The organism is Kitasatospora sp. SUK 42, assembly GCF_015776785.2.
Classification (GTDB): domain Bacteria; phylum Actinomycetota; class Actinomycetes; order Streptomycetales; family Streptomycetaceae; genus Kitasatospora.
This window is the reverse complement of sequence record NZ_LFMD02000002.1, coordinates 2,026,701-2,049,666: the sequence shown is the minus strand read 5'-3', so window position 1 is coordinate 2,049,666 and position 22,966 is coordinate 2,026,701. Positions and strand designations below refer to the sequence as shown.

Sequence of the window (22,966 nt, the reverse complement as noted above, 5' to 3'; positions counted from 1 at the left end):
GGGAGTTCGCCGGCCGGACGAACACTCGCTGGCTGCGACGCCGGGAGACAGACTTCCGCAACAAATCGACAAAGCACTAGCCGACAGGGCCGTTTTCGCCCGTTAGCGTGATATCCAGCGCAGCCGCGCATAACGGCGAAAAACCCGGACAGCACATCGGCGACACGCCTCTGACCTGCGGATTTCATCCTCCAGCGCCCGCTCGCCCACCTCCCGGACCAGGCGCTTCGCCGCCGCGCGAACCACCGAGCGCACCACCCCGGCGCAGTTCACTGACGCACGCGCCCCCTGGAAAGTTCGATCACCCTCCCATGTCGACTTTCCCAGCCATTCATAGACCATCGGAAAGTCGTACGGAAAATGCGCCACATCGGAGACCGCGGCGATGTGACGTGAATCCGACTGGTGAAAAATCAGACCATCTTGCCCGGATTGAGAATGCCCAGCGGGTCGAAGACCGCCTTCAGCTGCCGTTGCAGGTCCAGCGCCACCGGCCCCACCTCACGGGCCAGCCAGTCCCGCTTGAGCAGCCCCACCCCGTGCTCCCCGGTGATCGTGCCGCCCAGCTCCAGCCCGAGCGCCATGATCTCGTCGAAGGAGCGCTGCGCCCGTGCCGTCTCGTCCTGGTCCGCGGCGTCGAAGATCACGATCGGATGGGTGTTGCCGTCCCCGGCGTGGCTGACCACCCCGATGGTCAGCGCGTTGCGCTCGGCGATCCCCGCGACGCCGTTCAGCATCTCGGCCAGCCGGGAGCGCGGCACCGCCACGTCGTCGATCATCGTGGTGCCCAGCCGATCCAGCGCGGGCAGCGCCAGCCGCCGGGCGGCCAGCAGCAGATCGGACTCCGCCTGGTCCTCGGCCGGCACCACCTCGGTCGCCCCGGCCTCCCGGCACAGCTGCGCGACCCGGGCCAGCTCGGCCTCCCGGTCCGGCCCGTCGAAGGCCACCAGCAGCAGCGCCTGGGTCGACTCCGGCAGCCCCATCCGCCCCAGCTCGTTGACGGCCCGCACCGAGACCGCGTCCATCAACTCCATCAGCGACGGGGTCAGGCCGCGCGCCATCACCTCGCAGACCGCCGCCCCGGCCGTGTCCGCGCTCGGAAACTCCGCCGCCAGCGCCAGCTGCGGGGCCGGCGCGGGCCGCAGCGCCAGCACCGCCCGGACCACCACGCCGAGCGTGCCCTCCGAGCCGACCAGCAGCCTGGTCAGGTCGTACCCGGCCACGCCCTTGGCCGTCCGGCGCCCGGTGGTCAGCAGCCGCCCGTCGGCCAGCACCACGTCCAGCCCGAGCACGTACTCGCTGGTGACGCCGTACTTCACGCAGCACAGCCCGCCCGCGCCGGTACCGATGTTGCCGCCGATCGTGCAGGACTCCCAGCTGGACGGGTCCGGCGGGTAGGAGAGCCCCGACTCGGCCACCGCGCGCGAGAGTTCGGCGTTCACCACGCCCGGCTCCACGACCGCGACGCGGTTCACCGGATCGATCTCCAGGATCCGGTCCAGCTTCACCATGGACAGCACGATGCACCCGTCCACGGCGTTCGCCGCCCCCGACAGCCCGGTCCGCGCCCCCTGCGGCACCACCGGCACCCGCAGCTCCGTCGCGGTGCGCAGCACGTGCTGCACCTGCTCGACCGTCTCCGGGAACACCACGACGGCGGGCGTACCGGCGGCGCAGAACCCCGCCATGTCCCTGCTGTAGCCGGCGGTCACGTCCGGATCCACCACCACGGCCTCCGCCGGGAGGCCCCGCACCAGCCGGTCCGTCAGATCACTCATCGCCGCCTCCACTCGCCCCCGAGCCGCCTCCACCTCCGCACTCTGCCCGCCGGGAGGTGCCCGGGCAAGTGGGCCCCGCGGCCGGACGGCGGGCCGGTCCACCGCGACGGAAGGCGGGGACGGCGAGGGCGGTCAGGCCTGCCGCGCCGGTGGCGAGGGCGCAGAGGACGGTCGGCAGGGCGGCGCCCGCGGTGTCCGCGAGCAGACCGAGCAGGCCGTTGGACAGCACCAGGGCGGCGCTCTGCACCAGCGTCAACAGCGCCTGCACCCGGGAGAGATGGGAGGGCGGCGCACCGCCGAGCACCAGCGGGCCGAGGTGGCAGGCGAACAGCCCCGAGCCGACCCCGACCACCGTGCCGCCGCCCACCGCCACCGCCGGGTCGGCGGCCAGCGCCAGCAGCGCGATGCCCACCGAGGCCGTACCGAGCCCGGCGGCCGCCCCGACACCCGCCCTGGCCAGTCCGCCGCGCCAGGCGACCAGCACCGCCACCGCGAGCACCCCGGCCGCCTGACCGCCCGTCACCAGGCCTGCCGCCCCCGCCGTCCAGCCGCGCTCCCGGACGAGCAGCGGACCGAGCAGGGACACCACCGGCAGCAGCGCCCCGGCGGCGGCGCCGGTGAGCAGCAGCGCCACCCGCAACAGCGGATCGCCCAGGGCCAGCCGGACTCCGGACGCCGCCTCGCGCAGCAGCCCCGTCCGCGCGACGGGCGCGGGCTCCCCCTCCCCCGGCCGGATCCGCAGCAGGACCAGCAGGACGACCCCGAAGCTCACCGCGTCCACCGCCGCCGCGCCGGACAGCCCGCCGGCGGTGACCAACAGGCCGCCCACCGGCGCCCCGAGCAGCACGGCGACCTGCCCGCCGGCCTGCCGCAGCGCGAGCGCCCGAGGCAGCCGGTCGGCGGGCACCAGCCGGCGCGGCATCGAACCGCTCGCCGGGAGGTGGAAGGCGTCGACCGTCCCGATCACGGCGGCCGCCGCGACCAGCAGCCACAGCGGCGCGCTGCGGCCGGCCGCCACGAGCGCCAGTACGGCGGTCGCGCCCAGCATCACCGTGTCCCCGACGAGCAGCACCCGACGGGCGCCGAACCGGTCCGCCACCGCGCCGCCCAGCAGGACCAGCGCCGTACGCGGCACGGTGATCGCCGTCAGCACCAGCCCGGCCGCCCCGCCGCCGTGTGCGGAGGCGGCCCAGCCGAGGGCGAAGTACAGCGCGGCGTCGCCCAGCAGCCCGGCCTGGACGCCGGCCAGCCAGCACAGGTACGAGCGGGGCAGCGCGCCGGCGGCGGTGGCGGTGGCAGTGGTCATGCCGGGCGACGCTAGGACCCTCGACCAGGTCGAGGGCAAACAGCGGACGGCCGCGAGCGGGAACTCCGGCGCCGCGCGGGCCGGTTGGGCCACCCCGGCCGGGGGGAATCCGCGCCGGAACGCACCGAGGGCGGGTGCCGAACGATCTCGGCACCCGCCCTGAGCAGGTGTGGTTCTCCTACCGGCGGAGAGCGTGGGATTCGAACCCACGGTGACGGGTCACGCCACGACAGTTTTCAAGATTATTTGGCGCGCCGCCTTTGGCATGTCGCTTGGCCTGCGACGGAGCATAGCGGCCCGCAGCCTTCTAGGCCCAGCGTTCCACGGCCGTTCCGTGGCCTGCATCACAGCCGACGTCACAGGTCGTGCCCACCGGCTGGCTCGGCTCCCACCTACCAGTTGGCAGCAGCGCATCTCCGCAGGTCTCGCGATGCGACAACCAGCACTGTCTCTCATTCGGATGTCTAGATTGGACATGGGATCATCTTGAACATGTCGGCACCCATCACCCCCCTTGACCCACCACTCTCTGTAGCCGGGCTCTTCGCCGGCATCGGAGGCGTGGAACGGGGCCTTGCTGCGGCGGGGATGCGAACCGAGCTGCTGTGCGAGATCTGGCCCGCAGCGCAAGCCGTCCTCCGCCAGCACTTCCCCGAAGTGGAGCTCCACGACGACATCTCAACGCTGAAGAGCTTGCCGCCCGTGGACGTGGTCACTGCCGGATTCCCCTGCACCGACCTCTCGCAAGCAGGGCGTACCGCCGGCATCCACGGTGCCGCCAGCGGTCTTGTGAAGCACCTCTTCGAGCTGCTTGAGAAGGCGTCGCCAACGTGGGTCGTCGTCGAGAACGTGCGCAACATGCTGGCACTCGACCGCGGCCAAGCCATGAACTACCTCGTCGAGGAGTTCGAGCGCCTCGACTACTGCTGGGCGTACCGTCTTGTCGACTCGCGCTTTACCGGCGTGCCTCAGCGCCGCCAACGGGTGATCCTCGTCGCTTCCAAGAAGGGGGCTAACTACAAGGACCCGCGCCAGGTCCTGTTCGCCGACGAGGCCTTTGAGTGGGACCCCACTCAGTACCACCAGGACGCGTACGGTTTTTACTGGACGGAAGGCAACACCGGACTGGGGTGGGCTCAAGACGCGCTGCCCACGCTGAAGGGCGGATCAGGCCTGGGTATCCCGTCCTCGCCCGCGCTCTGGATCCCGAACGCTCCAGTTGGCAGGGCGATTGTCACACCCACTATCGAGGATGCCGAGGCCCTGCAAGGCTTCCCGAGAGGGTGGACTGAGGCGGCGCAGCAGCATGGTCGCGCCGGGAACCGCTGGAAGCTCGTGGGGAACGCTGTGACTGTCGGTGTTGCCCGCTGGGTCGGCCGTCGGCTCGTCGATCCGGGCGAGCCCCTCGACGTGCCAGAGCTTCTTCTCCCGACAGGGTCGCGCTGGCCCACAGCTGCCTGGGGTGATGGCCAGCATCGCTGGGCTGTAGACATCGGCCTGTGGCCGGAACGCCACCCCTATCAGCATCTGCTTGACGTCGTAGCCGCTGATGGCGTGTCGCCGCTCAGCTATCGGGCGACTACTGGCTTCTACAACCGGCTCCTCAAGAGTCGGTTGCGGTACGACGAGGCCTTCGCTATCGCGCTCAAGTCACACTCAGAGCACATGGCACCCATCGCAGCATAGTGCGACGAGCTGCCACGGCAGCGCCGGATGCTGTGAACTCGACGCGCCCCTCGACTGTCGCACGGCCAAGTAGGCTACCAGTGTGACAGTCGAGGAGAACCTGGCGGGCCTGAGCGAGATCCTGAACGACGTTCCCAATCACTCGGCGCCTAGCGTGAAGAAGTATCGTGCTCTTGAGCATTTTCTTGCGCCTCTCCTAAATTTGGAACCCGCAGCAACCTACGCAGCCCATGCCAATAAGGATGGGAATCTGTATACGCGCGTAACGCAGTCAGCCCGCGCGATAGCTGCAAAGTTCGCAATCCCGGTCATCCTTCGCACAGACCAGGACCCGTCGATGATGCATGCCTGCAAGCGTGCAACCTGGAATATGAAGCGGCCTACGCTACTCATCCAACAGGGAGCAGACGGGACAACCTGGGGCCTTCGATACGGCTGCACGAGACTCGACGACAGCTTCGGCCTCGCACTCCTGGACCTTGTCGAAGAACAATTCGGATCGTTCGAGCGCGATACGCTAACCACCGATCCACAAAGTATCCCTGGCACCAGCAGGGAGGACGCCCTCCCTGGTGCCCTGCAGCCCCAAAGCGGCCTACTCCTCTTGCGGCTTGATGGCTCGACGATCGACCTATCAGCAGTCGACCCGACCGTGATCAGCCAAGCGGTCGCGCCCATTATTGCTGATCCAGAGATCCTTGAGGCCTTGGCCGGCGGACTGAACGGCGCCGAGATTCTGCGGGGAATCCAAACCAGCCTCCGCCTAGCCGATCTTGAGAGAGCAACCGACGAGCTCAGGACCATGCTCTCCGATCCCAGCCTGCGCGAGCAGCGCTACCAGGAATGGTGCCAACGCTACGGATGGGCATTTGGCAATATTTATGTCATCCAAGATTCAGTCCGCAACATTACTCGCGGCGATTCCGTAGATGGCCTGCTGAGCCAAACGGCAAATGGCCTAAGAGACATCTACGAGCTCAAGCGCCCAGACATGGATGCCATAAAGTATGACGAGACCCATAAGTCTTACTACTGGTCCGCCGATACGTCGAAGGCGATCGGGCAATGCCATCGATACCTAGATCGCTTGCATGAGGCAGCTGCTACAGGCCTACTGGACCACCCAGAGATCATTGCCTATCACCCTCGTGCAGTCATTGTGATCGGACGCTCGACAGAGTGGTCTATTGCACAACTTCGGGCTCTTCATGGGCTCAATGCAAGGCTTCACAGCATTACCGTCATCACGTACGATCAACTGCTTGCTCAGGCAGATCAACTGGTTCGAACTCTCCGAGGGTGAAGTACGGATGCCCTGTAACTAACCCCATGACCGCAGCATCCCTTCGATGGAACACCAGCGGGGGCGGGCAGATCGGCAACATCGACAGCCCGCCCCTACCAATCGCCAAATGAGCTTGTGCTTGTCGCGGTGCAGGCCTCAAGAAGGAAGCATCCCGCGCCGACCAGCCGGAGATCATGTACCTCTGCTGCGGGTAGGCCATGGACCCTTACACGGCCCCGGCCGGCATGTCGGCTCCGAGCCTGACGTTCTCGATGGACTCAACGTCTTTCAAGAGCATCAAGATTCGCGACCGCGCGGCGCCGAGCGGGAGGCCGACCGGGCCGACACCGCCTGAAGGAGGCCCGAATGACCACCGAGGACGACGACCCGTACGACACCTGGGACGACTGCAGCGACATCGACGGGCCGACCCGCGCCGAGGAGAAGGCGTACGAGATCGCCCTCGACGTCGCCGACGAACAGCGCCGCGCCGAGGAGGAGCGGGCCGCAGGCCCGAAGCCCGGTCACACCGAGACGTGCGAGGGCTGCCACGGCACCGGAGGCGGCTACGAGGACGAGGTCTGGGACGACGACGCCTGCGACGTCGTCACCGTTAACCACGACCGCTGCCCCGAGTGCGGCGGCTGCGGCTTCTACGACTGCGACGGCACCTGCGAGACCGACCAGGACTGACCCGGCCCGCCCGGTCGGCCGTGCCGTCCGCACCCCCGCCGCAGCCGACGGCCCGGGGGCGCGGGCGGCGCGGGGACCGGACAGACCGGATCCGTACCTCCCTGAAGGGACCAGCACATGGCCGACCCTCACGCCCTGTATTTCAAGGACGTCCTGACCGCGCTCGGCGCCAGCGCCGACCGTCCCGAGTCGTTCGCCCAATACTGCAACGACGACGGCGAGCAGATGCTCGCCGAGATCTTCATCCAGCTCGACAACGACCGCGCCAAGGCCGCTGGCCACCCGCACGGCCTGGGCTTGTTCTGGAACCAGGTCACCGGCTGGCTGTGGATGCGCGGCACCAGCGACGGCCGTCTCTCCAACGAGCAGCCCCTGGTCCTCGCCTTGGTCGCCACTCCCACCAGCATCGCCGCCGCCGTCGACGCCCTCCTGACCGATCGGGCCACCGAGCCTCCCCTGCTCGGCGAGGACGCCTCGGCGACCGCCTACCCTGCGGTTGAGGACCTGGCCGCCGCGGCCCGGTCCACCGAGGACGACGACCAGGTCCCGCTCGACATCTGACCTCCCACAACCGTTGGGCGGTCTGCGCCCGACGTCTTCCGTGGCTCGGGCCGCCCTGCTCCGCACGAAAGGAGCTTCGTTGAGCACCGAGCCCGCGCACCCGAACGTGATCCCGTTCCGGCCCGAACCCGCCGAGGTCAAGGCCGCCGAACAGGCCGTCATCGGCGCCGCCCTGCTCGACCCCGTCCAGATCCCCGCGCTGGCCGCCCAGCTCGGCGGCCCCGGCGCGTTCTACCACCCTGCGCACGAGACCATCTGGCGCGCCATCACCCTCATGGCCGACGGCGAGCGCCCGGTGGACCCGCTGTTGCTGACCGGTGTCCTGCGCGCGCAGGGCGACCTCGTGCGCATCGGCGGGCCCAGCTACCTGCACGCCTGCGTAGAGGCCACTCCGACCGCGGCGAACGGCGACTACTACGCCGAGATCGTGCGCGTCGCCGCCGAGCGCCGCCGGATCAACACCGCGACCAGCCGCCTGGCCCACATGGCCGGCGACGGTGGGGCCGACCTGGACGACGTGCGCGCCGCCGCCCTAGCCGCGCTCGCCGACCTCGCCACCGGCGAGAGCTGGCTCGACCCTGTTCCGCTCGGCTCCCACGGGACGCTGCCGACCTTCCCCGTCCGCGCCCTGCCGAAGTGGGTCGGCGGGTACGTCGAGGCTGTGGCGGAGTTCACCCAGACCCCGCCCGACATGGCCGCCACCATGGCCCTCGCCGCCTTGTCGACGGCCGCCGGCGGGCGGGTCGGGGTGGAGATCCGGCCCGGCTAGCGCGAGCAGTCAAACCTCTACCTGGTGTGCGCGATGCCGCCGGCCAGCCGCAAGTCCGACGTCTCCGCGACCATGACCGCACCGATCTACCGCGTCGAGGACGAACTGCGCACCAATGCCCGGGCCCGGATCATCGAGGCCGAGACCGCCAAGGAGACCGCGCTCGCCGAGGTCGACGCCCTCATGGCCAAGGCCCGCAAGAACCCCGACCTCGACCGCGCGCACCTGGTCGCCGAGATCGCCGGCGCCCGGATGCTCGCCGACGAGATCGTCGTCCCGCCAAGCCCGCGCCTCACCCTGTCCGGGGACATCACCCCCGAGACCGTCACCCACCAGCTCGGCGTCCACCGCTGCCTGGCCGCGCTCTCCCCCGAGGGCGACGTTCGACAGCATCGTCGGCCGCTACAGCAGCAAGCCCAACCTCGGCGTGTTCCTCCAGGCCCACAAGGGCGAGCGCCTGCAGGCCGACCGGATCACCCGCGAGCAGCCCACCGTCGACAAGCCCGCGCTGACGATCGGTGTCACCCCGCAGCCCGCCGTCCTGCAGGAGCTCGGCGCAGCCCCCGGTGCCCGGGACCGGGGCCTGCTCGCCCGCTTCCTGTACTCCCTGCCGCCGTCCAACCTCGGCTACCGCAAGATCCGCACCACGCCCGTCCCGGAACAGGTCGCCTCCGCCTACGACCTGCGCCTCACCACGCTCCTGCACACGCTCACCGCCCTCGACGAGCCGGTCACCGTCAAGATGACCGAGGCCGCCGACCTCGCCGTGGAGAAGCTGCAGGAGAAGTTCGAGGTCCAGCTCCGCCCGGACGAGCCGCTCGCCCACATCAAGGACTGGGCCGGCAAGCTGGTCGGCCACATCGCCCGCGTCGCTGTCCTGCTCCGCCTTGCCGACCACGTCAACGGCGACTGGCGCGCACCCGTCGAGGCCGCCACCGTCGACCGGGCCGCCGAGTACTACACCGCCCACACCCTCGCCGTCTTCGACCTCATCGCCGCCGACCCCGCCACCGAGGACGCCCACGCCCTCCTCCAGTGGCTCCGGCGCCCGAAGAAGGACGACACCCACCGCACCCACATCAAGGCCCACGACGCCGTCGCCAGCAGCCGCCGTTTCAAGAAGGTCGCCGACGTCGAACCGGCCCTCGCTCTGCTCGAACAGCACGGCTGGCTCCGCACCGACCAGCCGCCCGCCGGCGGTCAGCGTGGCCGAGCCCCGGCCATCACGTTCCGTGTCCACCCGGCCGTGAACACCCCCACGGACGGGGTCGAGGCCCCATAGCCGTCAGGGATGTCAGGGAAAAGCCGAATTTCCCTGACATCCCTGACAATCCCTGACGCCCTGCCAGGAGTCAAAGCCGCAGGTCAGCGATTTTCCCTGACATCCCTGACGATTTCCGCCCTCCGCCTCCGTACGCGAGAGGGCCGGTAACACTCCGCAACCACCATTCGCACCCGCCGATGGAGTCGCCGCTATGCCCACGCAGGACCCGAAGCTCAAGCTCGCCGCCGTCCTCGAAGAGCTGGAGATGTCCCGCTCCGCCTTCTACCGCATGGTCGCCCGCGGGAAGGCCCCGAAGCTCATCAAGCTCCCCAACCAGCAGATCCGCGTGCGCCGCAGCGACCTCGACGCCTGGTGGGCCGCGCAGGAGCAGAACGCCGCCGCCTGACCCGCGCCCGCCCTTCCCTCGCAGCCCCCGGCCGATCGGCCGGGGGCTGCTCTCTTTCTGGCGCCCGATTGCTCACCTACGACGTCCAGATCCACGCCATCCGCGATCTCGGACGCGGTCGACGGCCGCACCAACTCCGCTGGCGCGTGGGGAAGAACCCCCACTCCGCGACCTTCGCCACCTTCCCGCTCGCCGACGGCCGGCGGGCGGAACTGCTGACCGCCATGCGCAAGGGCGAGCAGTTCGAGACCGAGACCGGACTGCCCGCGTCCGAGTTCCGGAAGCTGAACCAGGTGTCGTGGTTCGCCCACGCCAAGGAGTACGCCGAGGCGAAGTGGACGCGCTCGTCCGCGAAGAACCGCGCCACCCGGGCGGATGCCCTGGCCACGCTCACCGAGGCGCTGGTGACGGATCGTCGCGGGAAGCCGGACCGAAAGGTTCTCCGCCGTGCGCTCTCCTGCTGGGCGTTCAACTTCTCCGAGCACCTGGCCGAGCCGCCCGAGGAGATCACTTCAGCCTTGGCCTGGGTGACCAAGAAATCCATCCCTCTGGGCCAGTTGGAGGACGCCGAGAACGTTCGCCGCAGACTGGAGGCCATCGCCCGGCTGCTGGACGGGAGCGTCGCCGCAGACACCACGCTCACCCGGAAGCGGATGGTCTTCAACAACGCCCTGCGGTATGCGGTCGAGCGCCGACGGCTTCCCAGCAACCCCCTCCAGTTCGTCGACTGGACACCGCCGGCCACGAGCGACGAGATCGACTTCCGATGGGTGCCCAGCCCGGCGCAGGGCCGCGCGCTGCTGGACGCCGCCGGGCAGGTCTCGGCCCGGGGGCGGCACCTGCGGGCGTTCTACGGGTGCATCCTGTACGCCGCCACGCGGCCGGCCGAGGCGACGAACCTGCGGCTGGTCGACTGCACCCTGCCGGAGAGCGGGTGGGGCGAGCTGGTGCTCGGCAGCAGCTCGCCCCGGGTCGGCTCGCGCTGGACGGATGACGGCCAGTCGCACGAGGAGCGCGGCCTCAAGCGGCGGGCCCGGAATGCCACCCGGGAGGTGCCGATCCCGCCCGTGCTGGTCCAGTTGATCCGCGAGCACGTCGACGCGTACGGGGTGGCACCGGACGGCCGGCTGTTCCGGGCGGCGCGGGGCGGGCGGCTGCTGACCAAGGAGACCGCGGCCGTCTGGAAGCGGGCCCGGGAAATCGCCCTCACCCCAAAGGAGCTGAAGACCAAGCTCGCCGAGGTGCCGTACTCATGCCGCCACACCGCCGTCTCCGGGTGGCTGGCGGCCGGTGTCGACCAGACCGAGGTGGCCCGGCGGGCGGGGCACAGCGTGGCGGTCCTGCTCCGGTTCTACGCAAAGGTCATCAACGGGCGGCAGGAGCGCGCGAATGGCCTGATCAAGCGGTTCCTCGACGGCGAGGAGCCTGCCGCGTAGGGCCCGAATCCGTTCCACGGGCGTTCCACACAGGGTGGTCTGGAGGGGTATCCGGGTGGGACAGCCCGGGACGGAATCGAAAAGAGCGGGTATCGGCATATAGCCGATACCCGCTCTGATCAGAGCTTTCCCCACCAGCGGAGAGCGTGGGATTCGAACCCACGGTGACGGGTCACGCCACGACAGTTTTCAAGACTGTTCCCTTAGGCCGCTCGGGCAGCTCTCCAGGCGGAGGTCAGCCTAACGGGTCCGGCGGGGTTCGGCGCACACGATTCCGTGTGCGCCAGGGTCACTGGTCGCCGTCGCGCTGGCCGAGGGTGACCTTGGTGTTGAACGTCTGGCCGTTGCGGGTGTACTCGACGTCCACGGTCTCGCCCGGCTTGTGCGTCCAGATCCGGCTGACCAGGGCGGGGCCGTTCTCGATCGGGGCACCGCCGAGCTTGGTGATGACGTCGCCCGGCTTGAGGCCGGCCTTGTCCGCCGCGCCGCCGGGGGTGACGGCCGGCTGGCCCTGGATGTCGCGGGTCTGGATCTGCGCGCCGTCGCCCTTGTAGTCGTCGTTGCGCAGCACGTCGAGCTTGGCGTAGACCGGCTTGCCGGTCTTGATCAGGGTGTCCGCGACCCACTTGGCCTGGTTGATCGGGATGGCGAAGCCCAGGCCGATGCTGCCGGCCCGGCCGTTGGCGGAGGCGTTGGACTGGATCGCCGAGTTGATGCCGATCACCGAACCGCTGGAGTCGAGCAGCGGGCCACCGGAGTTGCCGGGGTTGATCGAGGCGTCGGTCTGGAGGGCGTTCATGTACGAGGCCTGCGAGCCGGTCTCGTCCCCGGAGGCGACCGGGCGGTCCTTGGCGCTGACGATGCCGCTGGTGACGGTGGACTCCAGGCCGTACGGCGCACCGATCGCGACGGTCGCGTCCCCGACGTTGACCTTGTCGGAGTCGGCCAGCGGCAGTGGCGCCAGCTTGCTCTTCGGCGGGTTGTCGATCTTGACCACGGCGACGTCGTAGCCCTCGGCGTGGCCCAGCACCGAGGCGCTGTAGGACGTGCCGTCGGAGAACTTGACGGTCAGTTTGCCGCCGTTGAGGGTCGGCGCGACCACGTGGTTGTTGGTGAGGATGTGGCCCTCGGTGTCGAAGACGAAACCGGTGCCGGTGCCCGACTCGGTGCTGCCCTGCGCCTTGATGGTGACGACGCTGGGCAGCGCCTTCTGCGCGATGGCGGCGATCGAACCGGGGACGGGCTCGTTCTTCTGGGTGTTGCTGGCCTGGACGGTGGTGCTGCGGTGGTCGTCCGCCGCACTGCTGCTGTTGGTGTGGTTCGTGGCGACCACGCCGAGCGCGCCGCCGGCCACACCGGCGACCAGGGCCACGGCCGCGAGCAGGGCGACCAGGCCGCCGCGCTTGCGGCGCGGGCCACCGGGGCCGGTCGGACCGCCGGGGTAGTCGGCCGGGTAGCCGAGCGGGCCGTTCGGGCCGCCGGGGTAGCCCGCGCCGCCGGAGGTGGCGTCATGGGCGGGGCCCCAGCCGCCGAGCGGCTGGCCGGCGCCGAACGGGTGGTGCCCGTGCGCGGCGGGGGCGGCAACGGCCGGAGCGCCGTAGGGCTCCTGGGCGCCGTAGGACTCCTGCGCACCGGTGGCCGGGACGCCGTGGGTCGGGGTCGCGTACGGGTTGGCACCCGACGGCAGGGCCGCGGCGGGGGCGGCCGCCGGGGCAGCAGGCGGGGCGGCGGGCGGCGCGGGCGGCAGAACCGGCGGCGGGGCGTCGATGTAGCCGGTGGCCGGGTCGACGGCGGGCTCCTCCGCGGCGGGCGCGGCCGGAGCCTCCGGCGCGGGGACCTTGGTGAAGGCCACGGTGGGCCGGTGCCCACCCTCCGCCGAAGCGGCCTCGGCGACCGGGGCCGCGTCAACGACCGGGGCCGGAGCGGCCTCGGCGGACGGGGCGGCATCGGCGACCGGGGCCGGAGCGGCCTCGGCCGTCTCGGGCTCCGGGACCCGGCTGAACGCCATCGTCGGCGTGTGGCCGCCCTGAGCGGTGCCCTCGGAAGCGGTGCCGGCCGCCTCCCGGGCCCCCGCGGGCTGCTCCCCCTGCGGCCCGGTGGGCCCAACCTCGCGCTCGGTGCTCACGGACGACCTCCATAGCTGACTGAACCAAGGACCATAGTTTTTCGCACTGCCGATTCGATTGCCGTAAGGACCCCTCTGAATAACTCATAAGAATCCTTAACCGGCGCCGACGACCGGACACGACCGGACAAGACCGGGCACGACCGAGGGCTCCCCAACCCCCCACCGGGCGTCCGCGAGGCGGACCGCGGCCTCCCGCCCTTTGGCGTTCGTCCCCGTGCCGGTTAGCCTGACGCTCCTAACTGACACGCGGGAGCTTGGACCGACCAGGCTGAGAGTGCGCATGTCGACCGTACCGCCAGGCGAGCCGCCGGCGGACCGTCGAGGGGGCGCTGACCGCCGGAACCTGTCCGGGTAATGCCGGCGTAGGGAGTATCGGCCATGCCGCCTGCTTCGCCATCCTCTTCTCCGGGCGCGCCCGCGTCCAAGGATTTCCCCGAACCGAACGCGGCCACGGCCACCGACACGGCCACCGCCACCGCGGTGCTCGACGAGCGCGTCGAGGCGCCGCTGGTGCTGGACACCGAGCCGCCCCGCACCCTGCGCTTCCGGGACCACTTCGCGCTCTGGATGAACCTCGGCGTCAGCCTGATCGGCTTCTCCACCGCCGCCACCGTGCTCGGCGCCCGGGGCAGCGAGCTGTCGCTGGCCGCCGCGGTGACCGCGATCGTGACCGGTACGGCGGTCGGCACCGCGATGCTCGGCGTGGCCGCGCTGATCGGCGCCCGCACCGGTGCCCCCGCGATGGCCAACCTGCGCGGGCTGTTCGGCACCCGGCTGTCGTACCTGCCGACCGTACTGAACATCGTCCAGTGCATCGGCTGGGGCGTGTTCGAGCTGCTGACCATCTCGGCGGGCGCGCAGACCGTCGCCCACACCACCGGCTACCGCTGGCTGTTCGTGCTGCTCGCGGGCGCGCTGACCACCGCACTGACCATCTGGCCGCTGGGCGCGATCGCGGTGCTGCGCCGCTTCGTGGCCGGGGCGGTCGCGGTCGCGATGGTGTACTTCACCGTCCAGCTGGGCCGCCAGGGCGTGCCCGACCCTGGCGCGGGCAACTGGCACGGCTTCCTGGGCGCCACCGACGCGATGATCGCGGTGTCGATCTCCTTCGTGCCGATGGCCGCCGACTACACCCGGCACTCGCGCACCGCGCGCTCGGCCTTCTGGGGCAGCTTCTCCGGCTACACCGTCGCCCAGGTCTGGTGCTACGTGCTGGGCCTGATGGCGCTGCTGCAGTCCGACGGCGACCCGAGCCGGATCTTCGACTCCTTCCTCGGCGTCTGGGCGGGCTGGCTGTTCCTGCTGGTGCTGGTGCTGCGCGAGACCGACCAGTCCTTCGCCAACGTGTACTCGACCGCGATGTCGATCCAGAACCTGCTGCCGAAGGTGGACCGCCGGGTGCTGAGCGGCGGGATCGGCGTGCTGACCACCGTGCTGGCGCTGCAGATCGACAAGTTCACCGACACCTACAGCAACTTCCTCGGCCTGATCGGCTCGGTGTTCGTGCCGCTGCTGGCGGTGCTGGCGGTGGACTACTTCTTCGGCGCCGGCCGGCACGGCTGGGACCTCTCCGAGCGGGCGCCGTCCCGCTGGCTGATGCTGCTGCCGTGGCTGCTGGGCTTCGTGGTCTACCAGGTCATCGCGCCGACGCCGGTCGCGGGCTGGTGGACGGACGCCTGGACCTCCGTCCAGGAGGCGCTGCACTTCACCCCGCAGGAGTGGACCTCCGCCTCGCTGTTCGCCTTCCTGGTGCCGGCTCTGGCCACCTGGGCGCTCACCCCGCTGACCCGGCGCACCGCGCACGCCTGAGCAGCACCCCCGAGCGGCACCCCTGAGCAGCACCCCTGAGCAACGCTCGGGGCGACGCTCGGGGCGGCGCCGCCGAGGCCGGGGAGGCGAAGACGGTCCCGCAGGTTGGGACCGTCTTCGCCTCCGCGTCACCTCCGCCACCTATCGTTGGGGCCGTGACCAGCCCAGACCTGTCCTCGGCGGCGGCGCGCACCGCGCCGCCCGTCCAGGTGATCGCCCACCGCGGTTCCTCCCACGCGCTGCCCGAGCACACCCTCGCGGCCTACCGGCGCGCGCTCGACGAGGGCGCCGACGCGGTCGAGTGCGACGTCCGGGTCACGGCCGACGGCCAGCTGGTCTGCGTGCACGACCGCCGGATCCGCCGGGTGTCGAACGGCCAGGGCACCGTCTCCGCGATGACGCTCGCCGAGCTGGAGGCGTACGACTTCGGCGCCTGGAAGACCGGCCGCCCCAGCACCGACCCCGAACTGCGCGGCGTGCTGCGGCTGGAGCGCCTGCTGGAGCTGGTGGTGGAGTGCGGCCGCCCGGTGGACCTCGCGATCGAGACCAAGCACCCGGTGCGCTACCGCGGCCGGGTGGAGGCCGAGTTGCTGCGGATGCTGGAGCGGTTCAGGATCGGCGCGGCCCAGGAGGGCGACCGCCCGTCCGCCCGGATCATGAGCTTCTCCTCGATCGCGCTGAACCGGGTCGCCGCCACCTCGCCGCAGTACCGCCGGGTGTTCCTGTTCGAGCGGATGCTGCCGCTGCTGGGCCGGCTGCGCGAGGGCTCCCCGCTACCGGGCGGGGCGCGGATCGCGGGGCCGGGCATCGAGTTGGTCCGGGCCCGGCCGCAGCTGGTGACCAGGCTGCGCGAGCTGGGGCACCAGGTGCACGTGTGGACGGTGGACGAGCCGGCCGACGTCGAGCTCTGCCTGGAGCTCGGGGTGTCCGCGATCATCACCAACCGGCCCGCGGAGGTCCTGGCACAGCTCGGCCGGTGATCCGTCACCGGGTCGGCGGCCGTACCGGTTCAGCCTGATCGCTCTCGTCGGCAGTCAAACCTTCCGCGCACGTTATTGCCGGAATTATTGCACTCGGGCGACAGAGGGTGAGCACGGAATGACCTCTTGTCGACCCTGGGTCGCGCTGCCGGAAATGGACTCGCGGGATCCCCGGATGGTCGTTTCCGACGCATTACCAAGGGGCATCCATCCCTCGGCATACGCTGAAGGAGGTCCGGGGGTGGCGTTGATGGTGGCGCGTGAAGTGCCGACTTCATCGACCATGGCAGTGCCGCACGGCCCAGCGAGTGTCGGGGTCGCACGGCGCCGACTGCGTCGAGATCTGGGTGACCGGCAGATACCGGAACCGGTCATCGATGATGCTGTTCTGATCCTTTCCGAACTGTTGAGCAACGCCTGTCGATACGCCCGTCCGCTCGGCCCGCTGCCGGCCCTCGTCCGGGGCTCCCGGACCGGGCTGGTGGACCAGCTGCTGGTCGGCGTCCCCTCCGGGACGCACTCCCCGACCGGCGGCCGGGAGCACGAGGAGGACGCGGCCGAGCCGGACGGCGGGGTGCTGGTCCGCTGGCAGATGCACGCCGACGGCGTGCTCACCCTGGAGGTCACCGACGGCGGCGCGACCACCCGGCCGCTGCCCGCCAGCCCCTCGCTGACCTCGCGCGGCGGCCGCGGCCTGGACATCGTCGACCAGTTGGCCAGCGACTGGGGCGTGCGCGACGCGCCCGGCGAGGTGACGGTCTGGGCGGCGCTGCCCGCGCGCGCCCGGCACGCCCGGCGCACGGGCGGTGACGCGCGCAGCGCGTAGGACGCGCGGCGACGCGCGCAGGACGGGCCCCGCGGCACGTCCGTACGAGGCCCGCCCCGGCGCGTTCCCGCGCGCCCGGGCAATCTCAGTAGGCTTCCCCGGAGCAAAGACCACCGTTCCCCGGGAGAGCCGCACCATGGGCAAGAAGGCCGCCAAGAAGGCGCCGCAGCGCCAGTCCACCACCGCCGTCACGGGCGAGATCCCCGTGGTCGGGGCCCGCGAGGACTGCCCCTGCGGCTCGGGCCGCCGGTACAAGGCCTGCCACGGCCGGGAGGCCTCGCACGCGGTGCAGGAGCTGGTGCACCGCCCGTTCGAGGGCCTGCCGGGCGAGGCCGACTGGGTGGCGCTGCGCGAGCTGGTGCCGGCCGCCACCGTGCCGCTGACGCTGGCCGCCGGGGTCGCCGGGACCGCGAACGGCGAGGTCCCGTCGGTGACCCTGGCCACCGTGCTGCCGCTGGCCTGGCCGGCCCTGCGCCGCCAGGACGGCTCGATCCTGCTCGGCCTCCAGACCCAGTCCTCCTCCGGCGACCTCAGCCGCGACCTCGCGGACGCCCTGGAGCTGGCCCTGGCCACCGAGCCGGGCAACCCGGTGCCCGCCCGCCGGACCGTCCCGGGCGGCCGCCGCCTGCAGGACCTGCTGGACACCGCCGCCGACTTCACGCCCGCCGTGCACACCGGCTTCGAGTTCTGGCTGGAGGACGCCGAGACCGCCACCGGCGAGGTCGCCGCCTCCCTGGAGCGCGCCAACGCCTCGGCCATCCCGACCGAGAAGCTCGACAGCGTCGACTCCGCCTACTGGTGCGGCACCCCGGACAAGAACCACCTGCGCTGGGTGATGACCGTGTCCGAGGAGAAGCTGCTGGACGCGCTGGCCCGGCTGGACACCGCCGGTGAGGCCTCGCTCGGCCCGGACACCCGCCTGGTCGGCTCCTTCCGCGCGCACGGCCTGACCGTCCCGGTGTGGGACCTCCCGCTCGCCATGACCGCCGCCGACTGCGAGAAGCCGGCCGCCGAGTTCGGCGCCCGGCTCGCCGCGGTGCTCGCCGACGCGACCCCGCTGACCGCCGATGAGCGGCGCGCCCGCGCGAACCTGGTGAACCGTCAGGTCACCTTGAACTAAAGCGAGCGGGATCCGGGTGATACGCGTCACATTGTCGCCGTGAAGGCGCAATTTCCGGGCCTGGAGGGCGTCTTGGAAATTGGCGCGGGCGCGGATCCTTGTTACTGTCTAAAGAGTCCGGCCGCTGGTGCATCCCCCGTCGCCAGCGGCCGGATCTTTTGTTTTCCGGAAGAGCGCAGGACCGGGCGCCGAAGTTCGACGCGAACCGCCGCCCCGTCAGTACGCCGAGCGTCCGCTGTCCAGCCGGACCGTCGCCTCCACCAACTCGCCCAGCAGCGGCCCGACCTGCGGCAGCCAGACCCCGCCGCCCACGCTCGGTCGCGGCGGCAGCACCCAGCGCACCCGCCCGGCCGCACCGCCGGGCGGCAGCGGCAGGAATCCGCCCGGCCCGTGGTAGCGCAACGACCCGGGCACCCAGGGGAGTTGGGCGAGCATCTCGCCCAGTGCGTCGAGCGAGTACGGGGCCACCAGCAGCGCGTAGCGGCCCGGCATCGCGAGCACCGGGCCGAGCGGCAGCCGCAGCGCGCTCAGGTAGACCAGCGCCCGCGCCCCGGCCACCGCGGGCAGGCTGACCGCCGAGACCGCCGAGCCGGTGGCGGCCAGCAGCGGCGCGTCCGGGCTCTGCCGCTCCCACCACCAGCGCACCATCCGGGCGTCCGTGGTGGCGGCGAGCAGCGAGGGGTCGTGCGGGTGCGCGCCGGGCACCACGCAGTCCGGGTCGCCGCAGGAGCAGCGCCCGCCGCACAGCACGGCGCCCGGCACCACGGGCCAGCGGTGGTCGACGGCGGCCGTCAGGGCCGCGGCCAGCCGGGCGGACGACTCCTGCGACCGGCTCTTCGGGTTCTCACGCATGGCGCTCGTTCCTTTCCCTGACCGCTCGGTTCGCTCCGCCCCGCCGGCAACGCCGGGGCCCACCGTTCGGGCCCGCGGCGACACGGCCCCGGCTGGGAAGGAGCGGGGCGGGCGGTACGACGGACGGCGCGGCTACGGCGTGGAGCACGGTGTGGAGCACGACATGAGAAGGGCCGCGCACTGGAAACAGCCCTTGGAACGAGAATCCCGTACGCGACCGGATGGACGCCGCCCGGGCGCGCTTGGTTCCACCGTACGAGTGAGAGACTTCCGGCCAGCCCGGTGCGCGGGCGGCGTGGGCATACGATCCGGACGCCGCCTGGCCCGACCTCTCGGTTCTGCCCGTTCCCGGACCGCTCCATGCCTCCGGACCCGACCGGCGCGCGGCCGAACCCCGCACGCCGCCCGACCGGGTCGCGATGGATGTGGAACCGGCCACCGCGTTGTCCTGGATCTGGACATGCCCCGAATGGCCTGTGTAGAAGTGGTGGCATTGCTGTCGATCAATGACGAGTAGTAGCGAATCGAGGCGAAACACGCCCTTTGGCCGTGCTCGCTCCACACTGGGCCGCATCTGGGGGTTTCGCATGGCACGTAGCACCGCGTCAGGAGTGGCGGCATGACCGAGTCCCACCCGTCGACGTCCCACCCGTCGCCGATGACCGCCGAGCTGGGCGAACCCGGCTGCGCAGGCGGGCTCACCGTCCTCGACCCGCCGGGCCTCCCCGGCCCCGCCGACACCCCGGCCACCCCGGGCGGCACGGCGGGCGACGCACCGGGCGGCGCGGCCGACGACCGCACGGCGCCGTCCGCCACCGTGCAGGACCGTTTGGCCGGACGTCTGTCCGATATCACCAGCCTCCACGAGCACACCGAACGGCTCGCCCGTGCCCGCGGCCTCACCGCCACCCTGGACGCCGTCCTCGCCTCCGGCGCCGCCCTGCTCGGCGCCAGCCGCGGCGTGCTGGTCACCCTGATGCCGGGCGGCGGCCCCGGCCAGCCCGTCGGCTTCGGCCTGGACCGTGCCAGCCTCGGCGCGCTGGAGACCGTCCCGACCGAGCAGAGCCTGCTCGCCCGGCTGCTGAGCGAGCAGGACCGGCCCGAACAGCTCCAGTCCACCGACCTCGCCGAGGACCCCGCCATCGGCGGCCGGCTGCGCGAACTCGCCGTCCACCTCGGCCTCGGCGGCGCCTTCGGCCTGCCGCTCGCCACCGCGGAGGACGGCCCGCTCGCCTCCGCCCTCTGGTTCTACGACCGGCCCGCCTCCCCCAGCGAGTGCCAGCGCGAACTGGCCCGCCACTACTGCGAGATCGCCTCCCCGCTGCTCGCCAAGCAGCTGGAGGCGGAGCGGGTCCGGCGCACCACCGACGCGCTGCGGCGCGGCCTGCTGCCGGACCGGCTCCACCAGCCCGCCGGGCTGCGGCTGGCCGCCCGTCTCCTCCCGGCCGGCCTGGACCGCTCCGGCGGCAGCGACTGGTACGACGCCATCCCGCTGCCGGACGGCACCGCCGGCCTCACCGTCGGCTCCGTCTCCGGCGACGGCCCCGGCGCGGGCCCCGGCTCCGCCGCGGGCGCGGCCGCCGCGATGGGCCGGATCCGGGCCGCGCTGCGGGCGTACGCGGTGCTGGAGGGCGAGGACCCGGTCTCCGTCCTGGGCGACCTGGAGCTGCTGCTCAAGACCACCGAGCCGACCCGCACCGCCACCGCCGTCTACGCCTGGGTCGACCCCGAGGAGCGCCGGATCACCCTGGCCGGGGCCGGGCACTGCCCGCCGATCCTGGTCGGCCGGCACGGCGCCGAGTTCGTGGAGACCTCGCTCTCCGCCCCGCTGGGCATGCTGACCTGCTGGGAGGCGCCCGGGGTCGAGTTCACCGCCGAGCGCGGCGACACCCTGCTGCTCTACACCGAGGGTCTGGCCCGCCGCTGCGGCCCGACCCTGCACGCGGGGCAGGCGTACCTGCGCCGGGCCGCCGCCGACGCCCCGCGCGACGTGCGGATCGACCCGGACCGCCTCTGCGCCCACCTGCTGGCCGTCTGCCCGGGCCCGGACGCCGCCACGGCGACCGACGACCTGCTGCTGCTGGCGGCCCGCTTCGAGTAACGGTTCGAACCCGGAACAGACGGGCGGCCGGGCGTCCGTACCATGGACGCACGGCCGCCCGCGCGTGTCGCGATCCGACACCTCCCCCCGAGGGCGGCGGTACCACCCCCCTAGGAGGCGTTGCACGTGACCGAGGACCGTACCCCCGCGGTGGCCGAGAACCCCGAGGCCGAGGGCGGCGAGGAGCCGCAGGAGTTCAAGGGCCGCAAGAACGGGCTCTACGGCGAGATCTCCGACGAGCTGGCCGCCTCGATGAAGTCCGGCTGGGCCGACACCGAGCTGCACGGCCTCTCCCCCCTCGCCCAGGCCCCGTACGCGGCCGAGCGGCGCGCCGAGCTGTCCGCCGCCCACCCGGGCGTGCGCCTGGTCGTCCCGGCCGGCAACCTGCGGGTGCGCTCCAACGACACCGACTACGCCTTCCGCGCCTCCAGCGAGTACGTGCACCTCACCGGTGACCAGACCGAGGACGCGGTGCTGGTCGGCGAGCCGACCGGCGCGGCGGGCCACGAGTTCACGCTCTACCTGCTGCCCCGCTCCGACCGCGAGAACGGCGAGTTCTGGCTGGACGGCTACGGCGAGCTGTGGGTCGGCCGCCGCCACAGCCTGAGCGAGCAGGAGCAGCTGCTCGGCCTGCCGGCCCGCGACGTCCGCAAGGCCGCCGAGGAGCTGGCCGCGAAGGCCAAGGACTCCGCCGTGCCGACCCGGATCGTCCGCGGCTACGACGCCGGTCTGGAGGCCGCCCTGGCCGACGTGCTGGACGCCGACGGGGACGCCGAGTTCAAGGAGTTCCTGAGCGGCCTGCGGCTGGTCAAGGACGAGTGGGAGATCGGCGAGCTGCGTGCCGCCTGCGACGCCACCGTCAAGGGCTTCACCGACGTGGTCCGCGAGCTGGGCCAGGCCGTCGCCACCTCGGAGCGCTGGATCGAGGGCACCTTCTGGCGCCGCGCCCGGGTCGAGGGCAACGACGTCGGCTACGGCACCATCGCCGCGGCCGGCCCGCACGCCACCACCCTGCACTGGGTCCGCAACGACGGCGACGTGCGCCCCGGCGAGCTGCTGCTGCTCGACGCCGGCGTGGAGACCAACACCCTCTACACCGCCGACGTCACCCGCAGCCTGCCGATCGACGGCCGCTTCACCGAGCTGCAGCGCAGGATCTACGACGCCGTGTACGACGCCCAGGAGGCCGGCATCGCCGCGGTGAAGCCGGGCGCCCGCTTCCGCGACTTCCACGAGGCCTCGCAGCGCGTCCTCGCCGAGCGGCTGCTCGCCTGGGGCCTGCTGGACGCCTCGGTGTACGACGTCGAGAAGGTCCTGGAGCTCGGCCTGCAGCGCCGCTGGACCCTGCACGGCACCGGCCACATGCTCGGCCTGGACGTCCACGACTGCGCCCACTCCCGCCGCGAGGAGCACGTCGACGCCCTGCTGGTGCCCGGCATGGTGCTCACCGTCGAGCCCGGCCTGTACTTCCAGCAGGACGACCTGACCGTGCCGGAGGAGTACCGCGGCATCGGCGTCCGGATCGAGGACGACATCCTGGTCACCGCCGACGGCAACGAGAACCTCTCGGCCGGCCTGCCCCGCCGCTCCGACGAGGTCGAGGCCTGGATGGCCTCGCTCGCCTGAGCCGCACCACGCTGAAGGGCCCGGCCTCCCGAGGCGGTTTCTAACGGTCGTCGCAACACGTGGTCGGTTGTTTAGGCCGCGAGGAGTTTAGCCAGACGCTCGGCTGGGGTTTCCCAGCCGAGCGTTTTGCGTGGGCGGCGGTTGAGCTGGTCGGCGACGGCCGCCAGGTGCTCCGGGGTGTGGACCGACAGGTCGGTGCCCTTGGGGAAGTACTGCCGCAGCAGGCCGTTGGTGTTCTCGTTGGAGCCGCGCTGCCAGGGGCTGGCGGGGTCGCAGAAGTAGACCGGGATGTCGGTGGCAAGGGTGAACTCGCGGTGGCGGCCCATCTCGCTGCCCTGGT

At 71.7% G+C, this 22,966-nt stretch carries 18 protein-coding genes, 1 tRNA gene, 1 pseudogene and 1 riboswitch; of the genes and pseudogenes, 14 read left to right on the top strand and 6 right to left on the bottom strand.

The window, feature by feature from the left end; all coding sequences use genetic code 11:
* Positions 1-413: 413 nt before the first annotated feature.
* Positions 414-1,778, bottom strand: coding sequence for an FAD-binding oxidoreductase (locus RZ50_RS08920; protein WP_196947341.1), 1,365 nt, complete (start codon positions 1,776-1,778; stop codon positions 414-416).
* A complete protein-coding gene (locus RZ50_RS08915) occupies positions 1,771-3,084 on the bottom strand; it encodes an MFS transporter (RefSeq protein ID WP_196947340.1) in 1,314 nt (437 codons plus the stop codon). The genes RZ50_RS08920 and RZ50_RS08915 overlap by 8 nt, the downstream gene beginning before the upstream one ends.
* Before the next feature lie 492 nt (positions 3,085-3,576).
* On the opposite strand from RZ50_RS08915, the gene RZ50_RS08910 reads away from it, so the two are divergent.
* From RZ50_RS08910 to RZ50_RS08870, 8 genes and pseudogenes are all read left to right on the top strand, one after another.
* Complete coding sequence (locus RZ50_RS08910; RefSeq protein ID WP_196947339.1) at positions 3,577-4,770, top strand: DNA cytosine methyltransferase; 1,194 nt, start codon at positions 3,577-3,579, stop codon at positions 4,768-4,770.
* A gap of 82 nt (positions 4,771-4,852) precedes the next feature.
* Entirely contained in the window at positions 4,853-6,073 is a 1,221-nt protein-coding gene (locus tag RZ50_RS30080) for a Shedu anti-phage system protein SduA domain-containing protein (protein ID WP_196947338.1), read from the top strand.
* A gap of 348 nt (positions 6,074-6,421) precedes the next feature.
* On the top strand, positions 6,422-6,748 hold the full coding sequence (locus tag RZ50_RS08900) for a hypothetical protein (protein WP_196947337.1): 327 nt from the start codon (positions 6,422-6,424) through the stop codon (positions 6,746-6,748).
* Positions 6,749-6,865: 117 nt separating this feature from the next.
* A complete protein-coding gene (locus RZ50_RS08895; protein ID WP_196947336.1) occupies positions 6,866-7,309 on the top strand; it encodes a hypothetical protein in 444 nt (147 codons plus the stop codon).
* Positions 7,310-7,388: 79 nt separating this feature from the next.
* On the top strand, positions 7,389-8,078 hold the full coding sequence (locus RZ50_RS08890; protein WP_196947335.1) for a DnaB-like helicase N-terminal domain-containing protein: 690 nt from the start codon (positions 7,389-7,391) through the stop codon (positions 8,076-8,078).
* 33 nt (positions 8,079-8,111) lie between these two features.
* Positions 8,112-9,360: pseudogene (locus RZ50_RS08880) on the top strand (YfjI family protein).
* A 193-nt stretch (positions 9,361-9,553) separates the two neighbouring features.
* Positions 9,554-9,748: an AlpA family transcriptional regulator gene (locus RZ50_RS08875; RefSeq protein ID WP_196947334.1), complete on the top strand. Its 195-nt coding sequence runs from the start codon at positions 9,554-9,556 to the stop codon at positions 9,746-9,748.
* 146 nt (positions 9,749-9,894) lie between these two features.
* Complete coding sequence (locus RZ50_RS08870) at positions 9,895-11,184, top strand: site-specific integrase (RefSeq protein ID WP_308271538.1); 1,290 nt, start codon at positions 9,895-9,897, stop codon at positions 11,182-11,184.
* Between the two features lie 138 nt (positions 11,185-11,322).
* On the opposite strand, the gene RZ50_RS08865 is transcribed toward RZ50_RS08870, so the two are convergent.
* Positions 11,323-11,410 (bottom strand) — tRNA-Ser (locus tag RZ50_RS08865).
* A gap of 63 nt (positions 11,411-11,473) precedes the next feature.
* A complete protein-coding gene (locus tag RZ50_RS08860; RefSeq protein WP_308271537.1) occupies positions 11,474-13,309 on the bottom strand; it encodes a trypsin-like peptidase domain-containing protein in 1,836 nt (611 codons plus the stop codon).
* A 239-nt stretch (positions 13,310-13,548) separates the two neighbouring features.
* A riboswitch (TPP riboswitch) is annotated at positions 13,549-13,698 on the top strand.
* Here RZ50_RS08860 and RZ50_RS08855 point away from each other — a divergent pair.
* From RZ50_RS08855 to RZ50_RS08840, 4 genes are all read left to right on the top strand, one after another.
* Positions 13,691-15,121, top strand: a complete 1,431-nt coding sequence (locus RZ50_RS08855; protein WP_196949743.1) for a cytosine permease — start codon at positions 13,691-13,693, stop codon at positions 15,119-15,121. Its footprint overlaps the riboswitch before it by 8 nt.
* A gap of 155 nt (positions 15,122-15,276) precedes the next feature.
* On the top strand, positions 15,277-16,101 hold the full coding sequence (locus RZ50_RS08850; RefSeq protein WP_196949742.1) for a glycerophosphodiester phosphodiesterase family protein: 825 nt from the start codon (positions 15,277-15,279) through the stop codon (positions 16,099-16,101).
* 406 nt (positions 16,102-16,507) lie between these two features.
* A complete protein-coding gene (locus RZ50_RS30320) occupies positions 16,508-16,927 on the top strand; it encodes an ATP-binding protein (RefSeq protein WP_374199889.1) in 420 nt (139 codons plus the stop codon).
* Positions 16,928-17,063: 136 nt separating this feature from the next.
* Positions 17,064-18,047 (top strand): DUF5926 family protein, encoded by a 984-nt coding sequence (locus RZ50_RS08840; RefSeq protein ID WP_196949740.1) that lies wholly within the window; start codon positions 17,064-17,066, stop codon positions 18,045-18,047.
* 216 nt (positions 18,048-18,263) lie between these two features.
* Here the strand turns inward: RZ50_RS08840 and RZ50_RS08835 are convergent, their stop codons facing one another.
* Positions 18,264-18,899 (bottom strand): bifunctional DNA primase/polymerase, encoded by a 636-nt coding sequence (locus RZ50_RS08835; protein WP_196949739.1) that lies wholly within the window; start codon positions 18,897-18,899, stop codon positions 18,264-18,266.
* 619 nt (positions 18,900-19,518) lie between these two features.
* On the opposite strand from RZ50_RS08835, the gene RZ50_RS08830 reads away from it, so the two are divergent.
* Positions 19,519-21,000: a PP2C family protein-serine/threonine phosphatase gene (locus RZ50_RS08830; RefSeq protein ID WP_254802039.1), complete on the top strand. Its 1,482-nt coding sequence runs from the start codon at positions 19,519-19,521 to the stop codon at positions 20,998-21,000.
* 126 nt (positions 21,001-21,126) lie between these two features.
* On the top strand, positions 21,127-22,626 hold the full coding sequence (locus RZ50_RS08825) for an aminopeptidase P family protein (protein WP_196950600.1): 1,500 nt from the start codon (positions 21,127-21,129) through the stop codon (positions 22,624-22,626).
* 71 nt (positions 22,627-22,697) lie between these two features.
* Here the strand turns inward: RZ50_RS08825 and RZ50_RS08820 are convergent.
* Positions 22,698-22,966: IS30 family transposase (locus RZ50_RS08820; protein WP_217680320.1), on the bottom strand; the 269-nt coding region annotated here is incomplete at its 5' end.